Source organism: Paraburkholderia sp. J12 (assembly GCF_905220215.1).
Taxonomy (GTDB): domain Bacteria; phylum Pseudomonadota; class Gammaproteobacteria; order Burkholderiales; family Burkholderiaceae; genus Paraburkholderia.
This window is the reverse complement of record NZ_CAJMZC010000014.1, coordinates 1-15127: the sequence shown is the minus strand read 5'-3', so window position 1 is coordinate 15127 and position 15127 is coordinate 1. Positions and strand designations below refer to the sequence as shown.

16 protein-coding genes and 1 pseudogene are annotated in these 15127 nt (G+C 64.4%); 5 read left to right on the top strand and 12 right to left on the bottom strand.

Annotated features, from left to right (window positions below):
• Positions 1–296: 296 nt before the first annotated feature.
• Genes U5760_RS25070 through U5760_RS25060 form a run of 3 tightly spaced genes read right to left on the bottom strand, consistent with a single transcriptional unit; the run spans position 297 to position 1852 of the window.
• The gene (locus U5760_RS25070) at positions 297–1193 is read right to left on the bottom strand and encodes an urease accessory protein UreD (protein WP_322015012.1); all 897 of its coding nucleotides are present in this window, start codon (positions 1191–1193) and stop codon (positions 297–299) included.
• A 42-nt stretch (positions 1194–1235) separates the two neighbouring features.
• On the bottom strand, positions 1236–1577 hold the full coding sequence (locus tag U5760_RS25065) for a type II toxin-antitoxin system RelE/ParE family toxin (protein ID WP_322015011.1): 342 nt from the start codon (positions 1575–1577) through the stop codon (positions 1236–1238).
• Entirely contained in the window at positions 1577–1852 is a 276-nt protein-coding gene (locus U5760_RS25060; protein WP_322015010.1) for a type II toxin-antitoxin system Phd/YefM family antitoxin, read from the bottom strand. Before U5760_RS25060 ends, U5760_RS25065 begins: the two co-directional genes overlap by 1 nt.
• Positions 1853–2021: 169 nt before the next feature.
• Between U5760_RS25060 and U5760_RS25055 the strand changes: the two are divergent.
• The 5 genes and pseudogenes from U5760_RS25055 to rpsU all read left to right on the top strand — a co-directional run.
• Positions 2022–2678 (top strand): annotated as a pseudogene (locus U5760_RS25055) (class I SAM-dependent methyltransferase); the annotation flags it as partial.
• Between the two features lie 425 nt (positions 2679–3103).
• Positions 3104–3307, top strand: a complete 204-nt coding sequence (locus U5760_RS25050; protein WP_028225987.1) for a cold-shock protein — start codon at positions 3104–3106, stop codon at positions 3305–3307.
• 276 nt (positions 3308–3583) lie between these two features.
• Positions 3584–3808 (top strand): hypothetical protein, encoded by a 225-nt coding sequence (locus tag U5760_RS25045; RefSeq protein WP_322015007.1) that lies wholly within the window; start codon positions 3584–3586, stop codon positions 3806–3808.
• A gap of 472 nt (positions 3809–4280) precedes the next feature.
• The gene (gene infA / locus U5760_RS25040) at positions 4281–4547 is read left to right on the top strand and encodes a translation initiation factor IF-1 (RefSeq protein ID WP_028225990.1); all 267 of its coding nucleotides are present in this window, start codon (positions 4281–4283) and stop codon (positions 4545–4547) included.
• A gap of 104 nt (positions 4548–4651) precedes the next feature.
• Positions 4652–4864, top strand: a complete 213-nt coding sequence (gene rpsU / locus U5760_RS25035) for a 30S ribosomal protein S21 (RefSeq protein WP_132020865.1) — start codon at positions 4652–4654, stop codon at positions 4862–4864.
• A gap of 233 nt (positions 4865–5097) precedes the next feature.
• Here the strand turns inward: rpsU and urtE are convergent, their stop codons facing one another.
• From urtE to U5760_RS24990, 9 genes are all read right to left on the bottom strand, one after another.
• Entirely contained in the window at positions 5098–5793 is a 696-nt protein-coding gene (urtE, locus tag U5760_RS25030; protein ID WP_322015006.1) for an urea ABC transporter ATP-binding subunit UrtE, read from the bottom strand.
• A gap of 35 nt (positions 5794–5828) precedes the next feature.
• A complete protein-coding gene (gene urtD, locus U5760_RS25025; protein ID WP_415914176.1) occupies positions 5829–6734 on the bottom strand; it encodes an urea ABC transporter ATP-binding protein UrtD in 906 nt (301 codons plus the stop codon).
• Positions 6731–7960 carry an urea ABC transporter permease subunit UrtC gene (urtC, locus tag U5760_RS25020; RefSeq protein WP_322015005.1) on the bottom strand — a complete coding sequence of 410 codons (1230 nt, stop codon included), beginning with the start codon at positions 7958–7960 and terminating at the stop codon, positions 6731–6733. The genes urtD and urtC overlap by 4 nt, the downstream gene beginning before the upstream one ends.
• A gap of 1 nt (position 7961) precedes the next feature.
• Complete coding sequence (urtB, locus tag U5760_RS25015) at positions 7962–9581, bottom strand: urea ABC transporter permease subunit UrtB (RefSeq protein ID WP_322015004.1); 1620 nt, start codon at positions 9579–9581, stop codon at positions 7962–7964.
• 82 nt (positions 9582–9663) lie between these two features.
• Positions 9664–10962 carry an urea ABC transporter substrate-binding protein gene (urtA, locus tag U5760_RS25010; protein WP_322015003.1) on the bottom strand — a complete coding sequence of 433 codons (1299 nt, stop codon included), beginning with the start codon at positions 10960–10962 and terminating at the stop codon, positions 9664–9666.
• Positions 10963–11494: 532 nt separating this feature from the next.
• Complete coding sequence (locus tag U5760_RS25005; protein WP_322015002.1) at positions 11495–11818, bottom strand: rhodanese-like domain-containing protein; 324 nt, start codon at positions 11816–11818, stop codon at positions 11495–11497.
• A gap of 38 nt (positions 11819–11856) precedes the next feature.
• Positions 11857–12510, bottom strand: a complete 654-nt coding sequence (locus U5760_RS25000; RefSeq protein WP_322015001.1) for a protein-L-isoaspartate O-methyltransferase — start codon at positions 12508–12510, stop codon at positions 11857–11859.
• A 185-nt stretch (positions 12511–12695) separates the two neighbouring features.
• On the bottom strand, positions 12696–13871 hold the full coding sequence (locus U5760_RS24995) for an ABC transporter substrate-binding protein (RefSeq protein ID WP_322015000.1): 1176 nt from the start codon (positions 13869–13871) through the stop codon (positions 12696–12698).
• A 77-nt stretch (positions 13872–13948) separates the two neighbouring features.
• A complete protein-coding gene (locus U5760_RS24990) occupies positions 13949–14890 on the bottom strand; it encodes a CysB family HTH-type transcriptional regulator (protein WP_322014999.1) in 942 nt (313 codons plus the stop codon).
• Positions 14891–15127 lie beyond the last annotated feature (237 nt).

Below are 15127 nucleotides of genomic sequence, written 5' to 3'. Positions count from 1 at the left end.
TTCTGAGTCGGTTGGGACGTCGGGGGTGCGGCAGGCGCGCAGCGCCGACGCCGGTAGGCCGGAGTCGTTCTGCCGCAGCATACCGGAGCCCATTTACGGTTCCATTGCAATGGCGTGGGCGATCCACGCGCGGGTTTGCAAGCTCACAGCAAGGTATGTGCCAATGAAGGGGACAGGGCTGGTTGCACCACTTTCGGCATGTTTTCGCACTGTTGTGGTGTTTTTATGGAATGCGTCGACGCGCGGCAGTGCGCAATCGCCCCACCACAGTGCCTGTTCGTGAGCGAAGGCGTTGCTCAGGTTGTCCAGAGACGCAGCGGGGTGGCCTCGACGCCATGCACGATGGGCCGCAAGCCGGTCCAGCAGCGCGTGAGGGCCTGCTGCAAAGGCTCCATCGAGCGGGCGAGCACGCGCACCACCAGCACGCCCGGACAAACGCAGCTTGCGCCGCCGCGCAGCGCATCGTTGAACGGCAGGGTGGCGGCGAGTTGCTGCGCGAGGACATCGGTGCAGGCAGGGCCGACGGCCCACAGCACGCCGAACGCCGGATAGCCGGCCAGCCCCTGCGGCGCATCGCGCAGCGGATCGGCGGCGTCGATGAGGGCACGCTCGAACCACAGCAGGTCGCCGCCTTCATCGGCCTCGCGCGTGACGCGTGCAATGCGCGCGACCGAGCGCAGCATGCCGGCCGACCAGCGCTCGCCCGCCGCCTGGCGGCCGAGCTGCACGGCGTCCCAGCCGATGGCCGTGGCATCGCTTCCGAGCGTGAGCGCAAATTCGAGTTCCGCGTGCGCGTGATCGAAGACGAGATTGTTTTGCGGCAGCCAGTCGAGCTTCGCGCCTTCGCCCACGGCGATCGCAATGCGCTGCCGCGCCACGCGGCCGTTCGACTTGTACCACTTGGTGGCGCCGGGGGTCGTGAGTACGGCATGCGTGTGCGCGCCGACGTTCACCTCGATGTCGAGCCGGTCGCCGCCCGCGATGCCGGCGGGCGGATGCACGATCACCGCATGGCAGATCGCATCGCCTTCGGGATAGAGCGGCCGTTGCACGCGCAGCGGCCCCGTGTGCAGACGATGGGCGAGCGTCGTGCGCTCGCCGTGGCGCACGAAGCCGAGTTCGAGGCGCGCGCGCCATTCCTGGGCGGTGGCGGTGCGGGTGGCGAGTGCCGGGTGATTTTCGTGAAGCGACATGCGGGAGCGAAAGGAGCTTGGGGAAGGCGCGGCGCCGGCGCATCAGGCGCCGAGCAGTCTGCGGGCGAGTAACGATTGCATATCGCGCCGGCTGTCGGCGATCAGGTAGATCACCACTTGTCGGTCCAGGACGCGATAGATCACGCGCCAGGGCTTGAACGAGACTTGCCGGTACTCCTTGATCCCGAGTGCGGCCAGTTCCTTCGGGTAGTGGCCTCGTTCCGGCAAGCGCGACGGGTCTGCTACCACGGTCGTCAGTCGGTTCAGCACGTAGTCTGCATTGGCCACGCAATCGAATTCGGCGATGTGGCCGTATAGGGACGCCAGGTCCTGCTCCGCGCCGGCCGTGAGCACGACGGCGAAGCGCTCGGTTCGGCCCCGCATCAGCTCGCGGACCGTTTGGCCCGCAGGCGTGCCACCACGTCGGCCACCGGCTTCACCTTGCCCGCCGCGACCTCCTGGTTGCCGAGCGCCAGTATCTTCAGCAGCGCCAGCGTTTCCTGGGTTTCCTCGTACGAAGCGACGTCTTGCAAGACGGCTTTGGCCTCGCCGTTCTGCGTGATGACGAGCGGTTCCCGCTGCTCGGCCAGTTGCGCCAGCACTTCGGCCGCGTTGGCCTTGAGGTAGCTGATGGGTTTGACCTGGGACGAATAGCGCATGCCGCGCTCCTGGAAGGCTGAACCGGTCCGAATATAGATTTTTTATGGTCTTCGTGCAAGGTGGCCGGTGCTTGCCGGATCGCCGCTATCGGACGCCAGGGAAGGTGAAAACCGGGGCGCTGAATTCATCGGACCTCTTCACTTATCGTGGCACCTACGACGCACCTGTGTGACGCCCAATGCGCTTCCTCCGGATTGGCTGCCCGATGTCCGGACACGGCGTATTCTCTGCCTCGCCTCTGCCGGTGGTCAGCAAGCGCCGATTCTCGCGGCAGCCGGTGCCGACGTCACGGTGTTCGACGCGTCTGCGATGCAACTCACGCAAGACGAGAGGGTCGCTCGTCGAGATAGCCTCGCCATTAAAATCGTGCAAGGCGATATGCGCGATCTGTCCGTTTTTGCGGATGAATCGTTCGACATCGTTTTTCATCCGATCTCCAACCTGTATGTGCCGGATGTGCGTCCCGTGTGGCACGAATGCTTCAGGGTATTGCGGGCGAAGGGAGGACGATTGCTTGCCAGCTTCTTCAATCCCGTCGTGTTTGTTGCCGATCGGAGTCCTGAGTTTGCCGAGCAGGGCTTGATTCGCCCGCGCTTCAAGATTCCCTATTCGGACATGCGCGATCTCTCACCAGCAGAACTGGCCCGGAAGCAGGCGGGCGGAGAGGCCCTGGTATTCGGTCACAGCCTGAGTGAGCAGATCGGCGGTCAACTTGAAGCGGGATTTGTGCTCAAGGGATTCTACGAAGATCAACAACCCAAACCATGGTTCGTCATCGACAACTTCCTTCCAACGTTTTTGGCTACCTTCGCACTCAAGCGCTAACGCCTGCGACCCCGGAAGCGGCCCGTCAATCCACCGATCCGCCGATCCGACACAAATTTAAGGGGGTGGTGCGCATCTCCGCCGGGTCGATTCCGTCGCAGCAGGTGCGGTGCCGCCCTGGGCCTGCCCGCCCCCTCTGTCTAGCTTGCGCGCCATGCCAGCGCACCGTGCCAAGTAAGGGGGCGCAGCTCCGCGGGGCCGCATCACTTCGTCTGCAGAACGGGCCGCCTGTTGAAATAGTTACAAGATAGGTATTGACGCTGGGCCGCCTGGCAGGTATCGTGCAGCTCGAAGTTCAAGAAGCTCGATTGCTGTTCATCAATTGCTCGCTCCTCGGCGGTATTCGTTGTCCTCTCCCTCCTTGAAGCTTCATACTCTCTTTTTTAATAGAGCTTTTTTTCATATTTTTTCATCAAGGATTCTTCATGGATACCGGCACCGTTAAGTGGTTCAACGACAGCAAGGGCTTTGGCTTCATCACCCCGGACAAGGGCGGCGACGACCTGTTCGCTCACTTCTCCGAAATCCGCAGCGACGGCTTCAAGACGCTGGCTGAAAACCAGAAGGTGAGCTTCGAAACGAAGCAAGGCCCGAAGGGTCTGCAAGCGGCTAACATCAAGCCGCTGTAAAGTTGAAGGACCCGGCCTCCTGCCACGGATGCCGGGTTGCAGCGACACCCTCGCGGAGCTTTGTCTCCCTCAGTTGGCGCACCCGTTTCTGGTTGGCATCTGTTATTGAGCAGCTTGCCAGGCGCCATACGCCTCGTTGCACCTCATTTCCCCTCAGGCTTCAACGTCATTTCCCGCTTTTCGATCGCTTGAGAATTCGGCTCGAATGGCGCTGGATCGGCGCACCCGTGCCCTTTTCGCACGGCACGCGCGCACTCAAATATTATTAAAATTAAAATGCAGAACAAACAAATTCAACAATACAACGGCTATGCCGTCCAACCCTCGGCGCATCGCTTGCCCGACGGTAGCTTTTCATCCAACCTGCTGCTCGAACGTATCGATAACGCGCGAGCCGAAGGCCGCTACTGGTTCTATTCGCTCGATTACTTCAAGAGTGAAGAGCAGGCGTTGCAGCACTCGACCCACTGGGCACGCAACTGGGTCGACACGCGCGGTTAAAAACGAGGTCACGGTTCGAAGTGCCCACATCACGCGGGATCCCGAACTGCGCATCGTCGGCATGTATTCTGAGCCGCCTTCTTTCTGGCCCCACCGATAATGGCAGTGCAGATGGCGGCCTTCGGTTACAATGTAAGGCTGGTTTGCTTTGCACAACGCAGAAAAAAGCCTGTCGCTGGTCGCGAATCTTCCTTTGATCGATTCCAGTGAGGCCAGCGATAACAGGGCTCGCTGGACTGCACGCCCCGACTCGCATCGGACCGGTATTGCGAGCCGCCGCGTTTGGACAATCCCCTCGTGTACCTGATTCGCCGCCCGGGCAGGGCGGTGTCCAAGACATCCCGGGCACGAGGGCTGCCCAGCAAATTTCATGCTTCCCACTACCGCGGGAGCGCGTGCCGGCCAACGCCCGCGGCTTCTTCCTCGGCGCGACATCCGAGCCCATGTCCCGCCAATTGATCAGGAACCTTGAATGGCCAAAGAAGAACTGCTGGAACTCGACGGTATCGTTGACGAAGTGCTGCCAGACAGCCGCTACCGCGTCACGCTCGACAATGGCGTGGTGGTAGGGGCGTATGCGTCCGGTCGTATCCGGAAGAATCACATTCGTATCCTTGCGGGCGATCGGGTAACGCTGGAACTCTCGATGTACGACCTGACGAAGGGGCGAATCAATTTTCGGCACAAGGATGAACGCAGCGGCGGCGCAACGCAAAGAGCCGCGTTTCGCCGTCGTTGATGACGCGATACCCGGGCGTCGTCTGTGACCTTTGCCTGTGACGACGCTGCGCGCCATCCCCCTCATCATTCGCCATTGCGGCTGGACCTCAACGAAGGAAAAAATTGACTACCGTTATTCTGAAACCCGACGAGCCCGTAGAAGTTGCATTGCGCCGTTTCCGTCGCGCGATTGAGCGCAATGGTTTGATTCCGGAGCTTCGTGCCCGGACCGCCTACGAAAAACCTACCGCAGAACGCAAACGCAAAAAGGCTGCTGCCGTGGCACGCCTGCGCAAGCAGATCAAACGTTCGTTGCCGCCGAAAAAGCGCTACTGACCGGCCACTGCCGGGCAACCAGGCAGTCGGGCTGAAGCAAGCGGCCATCTATTGCCCAGCCGGTGCTTGCGTTGCCTCCGCATGGGGGCGCCGGTTCCGATCTGGGCGAGGTGGCCGGTTAGCCGGTTGAGTTCGCACACCGGCCGCTCGATTTGCCGCGATTGAGATCGGCGGTTTTTCACTGACCTGGCGCAGTTTTCACTTTCTGTGACAGCCGGACCGCCGCGCGCTCCTCAAACCGCAATCAGCGCCCGCACGCCATCGGCATCCATGTCCGCCCCTTCGCCGCCGGCGACAATTTCCCCGCGGCTCATCACCCAGTAGCGGTCGGCAATCGCCTTGGCGAAATCGTAGTACTGCTCGACGAGCAGTACGGTCATCTGCATCTCTTCCACGAGCTGGCGCAGCGTACGGCCGATGTCCTGGATGATCGAAGGCTGGATGCCCTCGGTCGGTTCGTCGAGGATCAGGAGTCTGGGTTCGCTCATGAGCGCGCGGCCGATCGCGAGCTGCTGCTGCTGGCCGCCCGAGAGATCGCCGCCGCGCCGTGCCTTCATGTCCTCCAGCACGGGAAAGAGCCGGTAGATATGCGCGGGCACCTTCGAAGGCGCGCGCTTCTTGCTGGCCGCGCCGACGAGCAGATTTTCTTCCACGGTCAGGCGCGGAAAGATATCGCGCCCCTGCGGCACATACGCGAGCCCATGCGCGACGCGCGCCCACGTGGGCAGTTTCGTGAGCGCTTCGCCGTTCCAGGCGATGGCGCCGCTCTTCGTCGGCACCACACCCATCAGGCAGCGCAGCAGCGTGGTCTTGCCCACGCCGTTGCGCCCGAGCAGCACGGTGAGCTTGCCCTCGGGCACCGTCATCGAGACGTTGCGCAGGATATGGCTGCCGCCGTAGTACTGGTTCAGCGAGTCGATAGTCAGCATGTCGATGCCTGTCGGTAGGTTCGTCGTTATGCGTTTCAGCGGCCCAGATACGATTCGATCACCGCTTCTTCGCGTTTGACGGCATCGAGCGTGCCTTCGGCGAGCACGCTGCCTTCGGCCATCACGGTCACGCGACCGCTCTCGCCGGCCAGCGCCGCGACGAACTCCATGTCGTGTTCCACCACCATCATCGAGCAGCCGCCGCGCAGCCGGTTGAGGAGCGCCGCGAGCTCCATGGTTTCGTCGTCGGTCATGCCGGCGGCCGGTTCGTCGAGCAGCAGCAGGGCGGGGCGCTGCATCAGCAGCATGCCGATCTCGAGCCGCTGCTTCTGGCCGTGCGAGAGCTCGCCCGCGAGTCGCCGCGCGTCGCCTTCCAGCCGGATCACCTCGAGCGTTTCTTCGATCTTCGCCTGCGCCTCGCGGTCGAGCCGCGCACGCAGCGAGGCGAACCAGCCCTTGTCCGCCTTCATCGCGAGTTCGAGGTTTTCCCACACGGGGTGCTGTTCGAACACCGTCGGCTTCTGAAACTTGCGGCCAATGCCCGCGCGTGCGATTGCGGGCTCGTTCATGCGCGTGAGGTCGAGCGTCTGGCCGAGGAAGACCTTGCCCGAATCGGGCCCGGTCTTGCCCGTGATGACGTCCATCATCGTCGTCTTGCCCGCGCCGTTCGGGCCGATCACGCAGCGCAACTCGCCCACGTCGATCGAGAGCGTGAGCTTGTTGAGCGCGCGAAAGCCGTCGAAGCTCACCGTCACGTCTTCCAGATAGAGGATCGTGCCGTGCGAAGTGTCGATCGCGCCGGGCTCGACCACGTGCCCGAGACCGGCCACGCCGGAGAGCGTGAGTTCGTCGTGCTCGATGGCGTTGTCGAAGGGGTTGTGGCCGAGCGGGTCGTGCAGTATCGCGTGTCCGTTCATGCGCGCCTCGTGTTCCGGCTTCATGTTTTGCGGGTTCCTTGCGGGCTTCTCGTGCTCTTCGTACCTTTCGCGCCCTTCATCCGCTTCAGGGCGAGCTCGATGAGACCCATGATGCCGTGGGGCAAAAGCAGCGGCACGAGCACGAAGATCAGGCCGAGGAAGAATAGCCAGTACTCCGGAAAGTAGGCGGTGAAGAAGCTCTTCGCGCCGTTCACGGCGAAGGCGCCGATGATGGGGCCGATGAGCGTGCCGCGCCCGCCCACGGCCACCCAGATCGCCATTTCGATGGAGTTGCCGGGTGACATCTCGCTCGGGTTGATGATGCCCACCTGCGGCACGTACAGCGCGCCCGCGATGCCGCAGAGGACGGCCGAAACGGTCCACACGAACAGCTTGTAGCCGAGCGGGCTGTAGCCGAGGAACATGAGGCGCGTTTCGCCGTCGCGCACGGCGGTCACGACGCGCCCGAGCTTCGAAGTGACGATCGCACGAGCCGCGAGGAACGCGAGCACGAGCGTGGCGAACGTCATGAGGAACAGTACCGTGCGCGTGCCGGGATGCGTGATGGGAAAGCCCGCGATGCGCTTGAAGTCGGTAAAGCCGTTGTTGCCGCCGAAGCCCGTCTCGTTGCGGTAGAAGAGCAGCATGGCCGCGAAGGTCATGGCCTGCGTGATGATGGAGAGATACACGCCCTTCACGCGCGAGCGGAACGTGAAGAAGCCGAATACCCAGGCCACCACGGCGGGCACGAGCACCACGAGCGCGAGCGCATATCCGAGATGCTGGGTGCCTTGCCAGTACCACGGCAGCTGGTGCCAGTTCAGGAACACCATGAAGTCGGGCAGATCGCTGCCGTACACGCCGTCGTGGCCGATCTCGCGCATCAGGTACATGCCGATGGCGTAGCCGCCCAGCGCGAAGAAAAGCCCGTGGCCCAGGCTCAGGACGCCGCAGTAGCCCCACACGAGATCGAGCGCGAGCGCGGCGATCGCGTAGCACATGAGCTTGCCGACGAGCGTCATCGAATAGGCCGAGAGATGGAGCGCGCTGGATTGCGGCAGTACGAGCGCGCAAAGCGGCACGCCCACGCCGATGGCGACGATGAGCGCAATGAGCGCGAGCCACGCGCCGCGCGAGAGCAGCGCGGGCCGCGCGGGCAGCCCGAGCGCGAACGTCTCGGGGCCGTCGCCGCGCTGCGGCGTGGGGGCGCCGTAGGGCGCGTGGGTGGTGTCATGCGTGGCGGTGGTCATCTCATACCTCCGCGCTGCGGCCCTTCAAGGCGAACAGGCCCTGCGGACGCTTCTGGATGAACAGCACGATCAGCACGAGTACCACGATCTTCGCGAGCACCGCGCCCCAGAACGGCTCGATGGCCTTGCTGACGAGCCCGAGCCCGAAGCCGCCGATCACGGTGCCCGCGATCTGGCCCACGCCGCCCAGCACCACGGCCATGAACGAGTCGATGATGTAGCTCTGGCCGAGATCCGGTCCGACGTTGCCGATCTGCGAGAGCGCGCAGCCGCCGAGTCCCGCGATGCCCGCACCGAACGCGAACGCCCAGGCATCGACGCGCGCGGTGCGCACGCCCACGCATGCCGCCATGCGGCGGTTCTGCGTGACGGCGCGCACGAAGAGGCCAAGGCGCGTCTTCGTGAGCACGGTCCAGGCAATGCCCACCACGATCAGCGAGAACGCGAGAATCGCGATCCGGTTGTACGGCAGGATGAGGCTGGGCATGACGGTCACGCCGCCGCTCATCCACGCGGGATTTTCCACTGCCACGTTCTGTGCGCCGAAGATCGTGCGCGTGGCCTGAATAAGGATCAGGCTGATGCCGAAGGTGGTGAGCAGCGTTTCGAGCGGCCGCCCGTAGAGATGGCGGATCACGAGGCGCTCGATCACGGCGCCCACGAGCGCGGCGGCGACGAACGACACCGGAATGGCGAAGAGCGGATACCAGTTGAACGCGCCCGGCGCATAGTGCTGCACGAGCGTCTGCACGACATAGGTGGCATACGCGCCGATCATGAGGAACTCGCCGTGCGCCATGTTGATGACGCCGATGAGGCCATACGTGATGGCGAGGCCGAGCGCGGCGAGCAGCAGGACGCTGCCGAGCGAGAGACCCGCGAACAGCGTGCCGAGGATTTCGCTGCGGCGCTGGATCGAATCGAGCGCCTCGATGCCCGCTTGCGCGGCGGCGCGCACGCGCGCGTCGGGTTCGGCCCAGGCGCCCGAGGCGGTCTTCGCGACGAGCGGGCGCAGCAGTTCGTACATGTCGAGATCGTGGCGCGCGGCCACGAGCTTCGCGGCTTCGAGCCGCAGGGCGGCGTCGGGGTTATGCAGTGCGGTCATCGCCCAGAGCGTGTCGAGGCGGCGCTTGAGCGTGGGGTCGGTTTCCTTCGCGCGGGCCGCGTCGATCATCGGCTTCATCGACGGGTCGGGATTCTTCAGGAGCTCCGCGATGGCGGCGCGGCGCGTTTCGAGGTCGGGCGAATCGAGTTGCAGGCCCGAGACCGCGCCGGCCACTTTCGAGCGCAGCAGGTTGTTGAGCGTGACGGGCTGGGCCGCCTGCGCCACATCGGCGGCGACCGGTTTGCCCGTGATCGCATCGCGCGCGGTGTCGCCGTCCTGCAGGAGCACTTCGCCCGCGTCGGTGGCCGTGACGTTGTCGTTCGCAAGCGCCTTGAGCAGGGCGAGCGATGCGGCGTCGCGGGTGGCGATGAGCTTGTCGATGGCCGCGGACTTGGCGTCGAAGTCGTCGCCGCCGAGCGGCGTGACGTCGGCGGCATCGAGCGCGAGCGCGGCCGAACTGGCGCACCCAAGCCATGCGAACACGAGGAACGTGCGCAGAAAGGGGCGGAATGTCATGGGCGGAACCTGAAAAGTCGACCGGAGGGATCGTGGGGACACGGCCCCCGGGCCGCGTCCTTTCGAAGCAAAGCGGGCAAGCTCACGCCATGCGGCGACGGCGCAGGAAGTCGGGAATCGAGCTGACGACATCGGGCTTGTCCTTGTCGCCGGGGATGTACTGGCTCCACGGTTGGGCTCGCACGGTCGTCTTGGTCCGCCACACGACGTTGAACTGGCCGTCCGCGCGTACTTCGCCGATCATCACCGGTTTCCACAGGTGGTGATTGCCGTCCATCTTGAGCGTGTAGCCGCTCGGCGCGGCGAACTCCTGGCCGATCATGGCGACGCGCACCTTGTCGACGTCGGTGCTCTTCGCCTTCTCCACGGCCTGCTTCCACATGTGGATGCCCACGAAGGTCGCTTCCATCGGATCGTTGGTCACGCGCTTGCTGCCGCCGGGAAGATTGTTCTTCTTCACCCAGTCGGCGAACATCGCCTTGAACTTCGTGTTCTCCGGATTGCGCAGCGACATGAAGTAGTTCCATGCCGCGAGATTGCCGACGAGCGGTTTCGTGTCGATGCCGCGCAGCTCTTCCTCGCCGACCGAGAATGCGACGACGGGCACGTCGGTGGCCTTCAGCCCCTGGTTGCCGAGCTCCTTGTAGAACGGCACGTTCGAATCGCCGTTGATGGTCGAGATCACGCAGGTCTTGCCGCTCTGCGAGAAGGTCTTGATGTTGGCGACGATGGTCTGATAGTCGCTGTGGCCGAACGGTGTGTAGACCTCCTGAATGTCGGCGTCCTGCACGCCTTTGGAGTTGAGGAACGCGCGCAGGATCTTGTTGGTCGTGCGCGGATAGACGTAGTCGGTGCCGAGCAGGAAGAAGCGCTTCGCGCCGCCGCCTTCGTTGCTCATCAGGTATTCCGTGGCGGGAATGGCCTGCTGGTTCGGCGCGGCGCCCGTGTAGAACACGTTGCGCGACATCTCCTCGCCTTCGTATTGCACGGGGTAGTAGAGCAGGCCGTTCAGTTCCTCGAACACGGGCAGCACGGACTTGCGCGACACCGAAGTCCAGCAGCCGAACACGGCGGCGACCTTGTCCTGGGTGAGCAGCTGGCGCGCCTTTTCGGCGAAGAGCGGCCAGTTGGAGGCCGGGTCCACCACCACCGGCTCGATCTGGCGTCCCATCACGCCACCCTTCGCGTTGATGTCGGCGAAGGTCATGAGCGCCGTATCTTTGAGCGAAGTTTCGGAAATCGCCATCGTGCCCGACAGCGAATGCAGCACGCCGACCTTGATCGGTCCGCTGCCGGTGTCCGCGTGCGCGAACGGTATGCGTCCCGCTACGGCGAGCGCGCCGGACATCGTCCCCAGTTTCAACAGACTACGACGTTTCATTCAGTTCCCCTTGACGGTGGGAGGGTGAGGTCGCGGATGCGGCGCATGTGGTGACGCGCCGTCCCTTGTTATGGCCTGTCTTGCGCGTCTGCTTCTGCAAGCGCTATGCCAGTTGTGACGACGGGCTGCGAATATGCGTCGTGCCTGCTCATCAAGGCAGGGACGTGACGGCGCGCTCGCGCGCTGGCCGGCGCGTGCAGACGAATGTGGTGCATGAAGGCGCATGTTCGGGCGCTTTGCATCGTCTCAGTGCGTCCGGAGGCGCGATCGCGCACAGCGATGTACGCGGATGCGCCAAGGTGTGGCAACCGGTACATCGAGGCGCACACAGGTGCATGAAAGGTGCGGGCGCTGCACCCTTGTGCGTGGCGGGCGCTCTGCGAGGCAGGGTGGTGGGGGAGCGGGCGGGAGCGGCAAAGCAAAAGGGCGCGGCAGGAGCCGCGCCCTTCTTCAAGAGCAATCAGTAACAATCAACAGCCATCAAGAGCAACCGGCCGTCGCGGGCGCGTACCCGCAGCGGCTCGGCCGTCGCTCAGTAAGTCGGCACCTTGGGGTCGACCTGGCGCGACCACGCGTCAACGCCGCCTTGCAGGTTGAACACCTTCGTAAAGCCGCGCGATTCGAGGAACATCGCCACCTGGGCGCTGCGGCCGCCGTGGTGGCACACGCAGACGATCTGCGCCTCGTCATCGAGTTCTTCGCTGCGTGCGGGGATCTCGCGCATGGGGATCGACACGCAGCCGGCGATCTTCGCCGTTTCGATCTCCCAGGGCTCGCGCACGTCGAGCAGGACGGGGGCGGCGCGCGAGGTATCGGCGAGCCATTCGGCGAGGGCGGGAGCGGTCAGGTTCTGCATGGAAAACTCGAAGTCGTGAAAGCGCCGGGAACGTGAGCTTAAAACTTGAAGCGCGGCGGTTGAATGGCGTTTGCGAGCGGCTCGACATACGTCTCGAACACGCTTGCGATACGGTATTGCTTTTCGTCGATGCGGGTGATGATCTGCGCTTCCATCACCGGCGCGGTGCCGACGAAGGCGGCGATGCGGCCGCCCACCTTGATCTGTTCCAGCAGCTCCTGCGGCACGACCGGCAGGCCGCCCGAGACGCAGATCACGTCGTAGGGGGCATTGGCGGCCCAGCCGCGCGCGCCGTCACCGAGCGCGACTTCGGCATTGAGCACGCCGTTCCTGACGAAGTTCGCGCGCGCGAACTCCGCGAGTTCCGGGTCGATTTCGACCGTCAGCACTTTTTGGGCGCGATGGGCGAGGAGGGCGGCCATGTAACCCGAACCGGCGCCGATCTCCAGCACGCTTTCGTGCTTCTTCACCGCGAGCTCCTGCAGTACGCGCGCCTCGATGCGCGGCGCCAGCATCTGCTGGCCGTTGGGCAGCGGAATCTCCAGGTCGGCGAACGCGATGTCCGCGTAGGCGGCGGGGACGAATTGCTCACGCTTGACGATCGACAGCAGATTGAGCACGTCCTGGTCGAGCACCTCCCAGGGGCGGATCTGCTGTTCGATCATGTTGAAACGCGCTTGTTCGATGTTCATGGTGACTGGGCGTTGTGGTTCGGATTCGGAGCAGGCGGCCTGGCGTGCCGCTCGCGTGTCGATGCGCTCGGAAGTACGCTCCCAGGCGCGCTCGCAGCAGCGCCGGAAAAAGGTGACCGGCAACCGCGAGATTGTACCAAAGGCCCCTGCGGCGGGGCTTGCGGGTCCGCAGGGTGGCGGCGCGCTTACTGCCCGAGATACACGAACTTGCCGTCGCGGATCGTGCCCATCACGCTTGCGCGCTGGTCGAGCCCGACGTGATCGGCCGGGCTCGTGGTGACGAAGCCGTTCGGCACGACCACCTCGTGGGCCTGCTCCAGCGCTTCGCGCAATGCGACGCGGAACGCTTCGCTGCCGGGCTGCGCGGTCTTGAGCGCGCGCGCGACGGCGTCCTGCAGGCGCGGATACACGCCCGCCGCATCGCCTGCGAACTGCGTGACCGTGCCGGGGCCGTACTTCGCCTCGTAGGCGTCGACGAAGGCGAGCGCCGCTTTCTGCGCCGGCTCGCCGGCCGGCAGCGTGCGCGCGACGACCACGGGCTGGGTCGGAAACAGCGTGCCTTCCACGTCCTTGCCGCCCAGCTTGATGAATTCGGGCGTGGCGATGCCGTGCGTCTGGTAGATCGGCCCCTTGTAGCCGCGCTCCACCAGCGTGCGCTGCGGCAGCACGGTGGGCGTGCCGGCGCCCGCGATCAGCACCGCGTCGGGCTTCGCCGCGATCAGCTTGAGCACCTGGCCCGTCACGCTCGCGTCGGTGCGATTGAAGCGCTCGGTCGCCACGATCTGGATGTGCCGTTCGGCGGCGAATTTCGTGAATTCCTTGAGCCAGCTGTCGCCGTAGCTGTCCGCGAAGCCGATGAAGCCCACCGTCTTTACGTTGTGCGCGGCCATGTAGCGCGTCATGACGTCGGCCATGGCGGCGTCGGTCTGCGCCATCTTGAACGCCCACACGCGCGGCCCTTCCTGCGGCTCCACCACGGAGGCCGAGCCCACCAGCGTAATCATCGGCGTCTTGCTTTCGGCCGCGGGATCGAGCGCCGCGAGCGCGGCCGGCGTGATGTTCGGGCCGACGATCACGTCGACGTGGTCTTCGTTGATGAGCTTGTGGATGTTGCGCACGGCCGCGCCCGGGTCGGAGCCGTCGTCGAGCACGATGTAGTCGGCCTTCTGGCCCGCGATGGTGTCGGGCCACATCTGCATCGCGTTCTTGCTGGTGATGCCGATGACGGCAGCCGGCCCCGTGCTCGAGAGGTCGACGCCGACCTTCAGGTCGGCGAAGGCGCTGGGTGCGGCGGTGGCGACGAGCGTAGCCGCCGCAGCGAGAGCGAGGGCGAGCGGGCGCGGAAAGCGGTGCGGCTTCATGCGGTGGGTCTCCTGTCGGCCAGAGTTGGCGTGGAATGTCTTCTTGTGATGGGTAGCGATCTACCGCCGTCCGGCCCTTACAGTTCGTAGGTTTCGTGCTCCCCCTTGAGCGCCTGCTCGATCAGCTTGCGGTTCAGGCTCGGCGAGAGCAGTTCGACGAGTGTGTATACATAACTGCGCAGATACGCCCCCTGCTTGAGCGCCACGCGCGTCACGTTGCTGCCGAACAGGTGGCCGACGGGCACGGCGCGCAGATGGCGGTCGCGCTCGGCGTTAAAGGCGATGTCGGCCATGATCCCCACGCCCATGCCGAGCTCGACGTAAGTCTTGATGACGTCGGCGTCGATTGCCTCCAGCACGATATCGGGCGAGAGGCCGCGCAGGCGGAACGCGTCGTTGATCTTGGTGCGGCCCGCGAAGGCGTTGTCGTAGGTGATGAGCGGATATTGGGCCAGATCGTCGAGCGAGAGCGGCTTGCGTTCCAGCAGCGGGTGGTCGGGCAGCATCACCGCCACGTGGTGCCAGGTGAAGCAGGGCAGCGACACCAGTTCCTTGTAGCCCGAGATCGCCTCGGTGGCGATGCAGAGGTCGGCCTGGTCGTGGAGCACCATTTCCGCTACCTGAGTGGGGCTGCCTTGCAGAATGGAGAGGTGCACCTTGGGAAAACGCCGCTTGAACTCGGCGATGGCGGCCGGCAGCGAGTAGCGCGCCTGGGTGTGGGTGGCCGCGATCACCAGATTGCCTTGATCCTGGGCCGCATAGTCCTTGCCGACGCGCTTGAGGCTCTCCACTTCCTGCAGAATGCGCTCCACCGAGGCGAGGATGATGCGCCCCGGCTCCGTGAGCGAGCGCACGCGCTTGCCATGGCGCGTAAAGATTTCGACCCCAAGTTCGTCCTCCAGCTCGATGATCGCCTTCGAAACGCCGGGCTGGCTGGTGTACAGGGCCTTGGCGGCCTCCGTGAGATTGAAATTCTGGCGCACGGCTTCGCGCACGAACCGGAACTGGTGCAGGTTCATCGATACCCCTTATAACCTGGTCGCATATCAACCTGATTTTTTGGTCGTTTGAAATATAAGGCGAGTTTATTACCATTTCCCCAACTTTTCCAATATGGATATCTGTTTTGGTCATTAGCAAATGACAGGCGGCAGCAAGACCGCCGGCCATGAGCGGGATCGAGACAGAGCGAAGTCGAAGTCGGAGAACGCGGCGTAACCGGAACGCCGCGATTGATACAACACTGGGGTCCCCGA

What these genes read in the sequence shown, in the direction of transcription:
- U5760_RS25065 (WP_322015011.1), bottom strand. Translation starts at nt 1,577, where the DNA reads ATGCGGGGCCGAACCGAGCGCTTCGCCGTCGTGCTCACGGCCGGCGCG.
- U5760_RS25000 (WP_322015001.1), bottom strand. Translation starts at nt 12,510, where the DNA reads ATGAACATCGAACAAGCGCGTTTCAACATGATCGAACAGCAGATCCGC.
- U5760_RS25060 (WP_322015010.1), bottom strand. Translation starts at nt 1,852, where the DNA reads ATGCGCTATTCGTCCCAGGTCAAACCCATCAGCTACCTCAAGGCCAAC.
- urtE (WP_322015006.1), bottom strand. Translation starts at nt 5,793, where the DNA reads ATGCTGACTATCGACTCGCTGAACCAGTACTACGGCGGCAGCCATATC.
- U5760_RS25050 (WP_028225987.1), top strand. Translation starts at nt 3,104, where the DNA reads ATGGATACCGGCACCGTTAAGTGGTTCAACGACAGCAAGGGCTTTGGC.
- U5760_RS24995 (WP_322015000.1), bottom strand. Translation starts at nt 13,871, where the DNA reads ATGAAGCCGCACCGCTTTCCGCGCCCGCTCGCCCTCGCTCTCGCTGCG.
- infA (WP_028225990.1), top strand. Translation starts at nt 4,281, where the DNA reads ATGGCCAAAGAAGAACTGCTGGAACTCGACGGTATCGTTGACGAAGTG.
- urtA (WP_322015003.1), bottom strand. Translation starts at nt 10,962, where the DNA reads ATGAAACGTCGTAGTCTGTTGAAACTGGGGACGATGTCCGGCGCGCTC.
- U5760_RS25045 (WP_322015007.1), top strand. Translation starts at nt 3,584, where the DNA reads ATGCAGAACAAACAAATTCAACAATACAACGGCTATGCCGTCCAACCC.
- urtB (WP_322015004.1), bottom strand. Translation starts at nt 9,581, where the DNA reads ATGACATTCCGCCCCTTTCTGCGCACGTTCCTCGTGTTCGCATGGCTT.
- U5760_RS25070 (WP_322015012.1), bottom strand. Translation starts at nt 1,193, where the DNA reads ATGTCGCTTCACGAAAATCACCCGGCACTCGCCACCCGCACCGCCACC.
- urtC (WP_322015005.1), bottom strand. Translation starts at nt 7,960, where the DNA reads ATGACCACCGCCACGCATGACACCACCCACGCGCCCTACGGCGCCCCC.
- U5760_RS24990 (WP_322014999.1), bottom strand. Translation starts at nt 14,890, where the DNA reads ATGAACCTGCACCAGTTCCGGTTCGTGCGCGAAGCCGTGCGCCAGAAT.
- U5760_RS25005 (WP_322015002.1), bottom strand. Translation starts at nt 11,818, where the DNA reads ATGCAGAACCTGACCGCTCCCGCCCTCGCCGAATGGCTCGCCGATACC.
- urtD (WP_415914176.1), bottom strand. Translation starts at nt 6,734, where the DNA reads ATGAAGCCGGAACACGAGGCGCGCATGAACGGACACGCGATACTGCAC.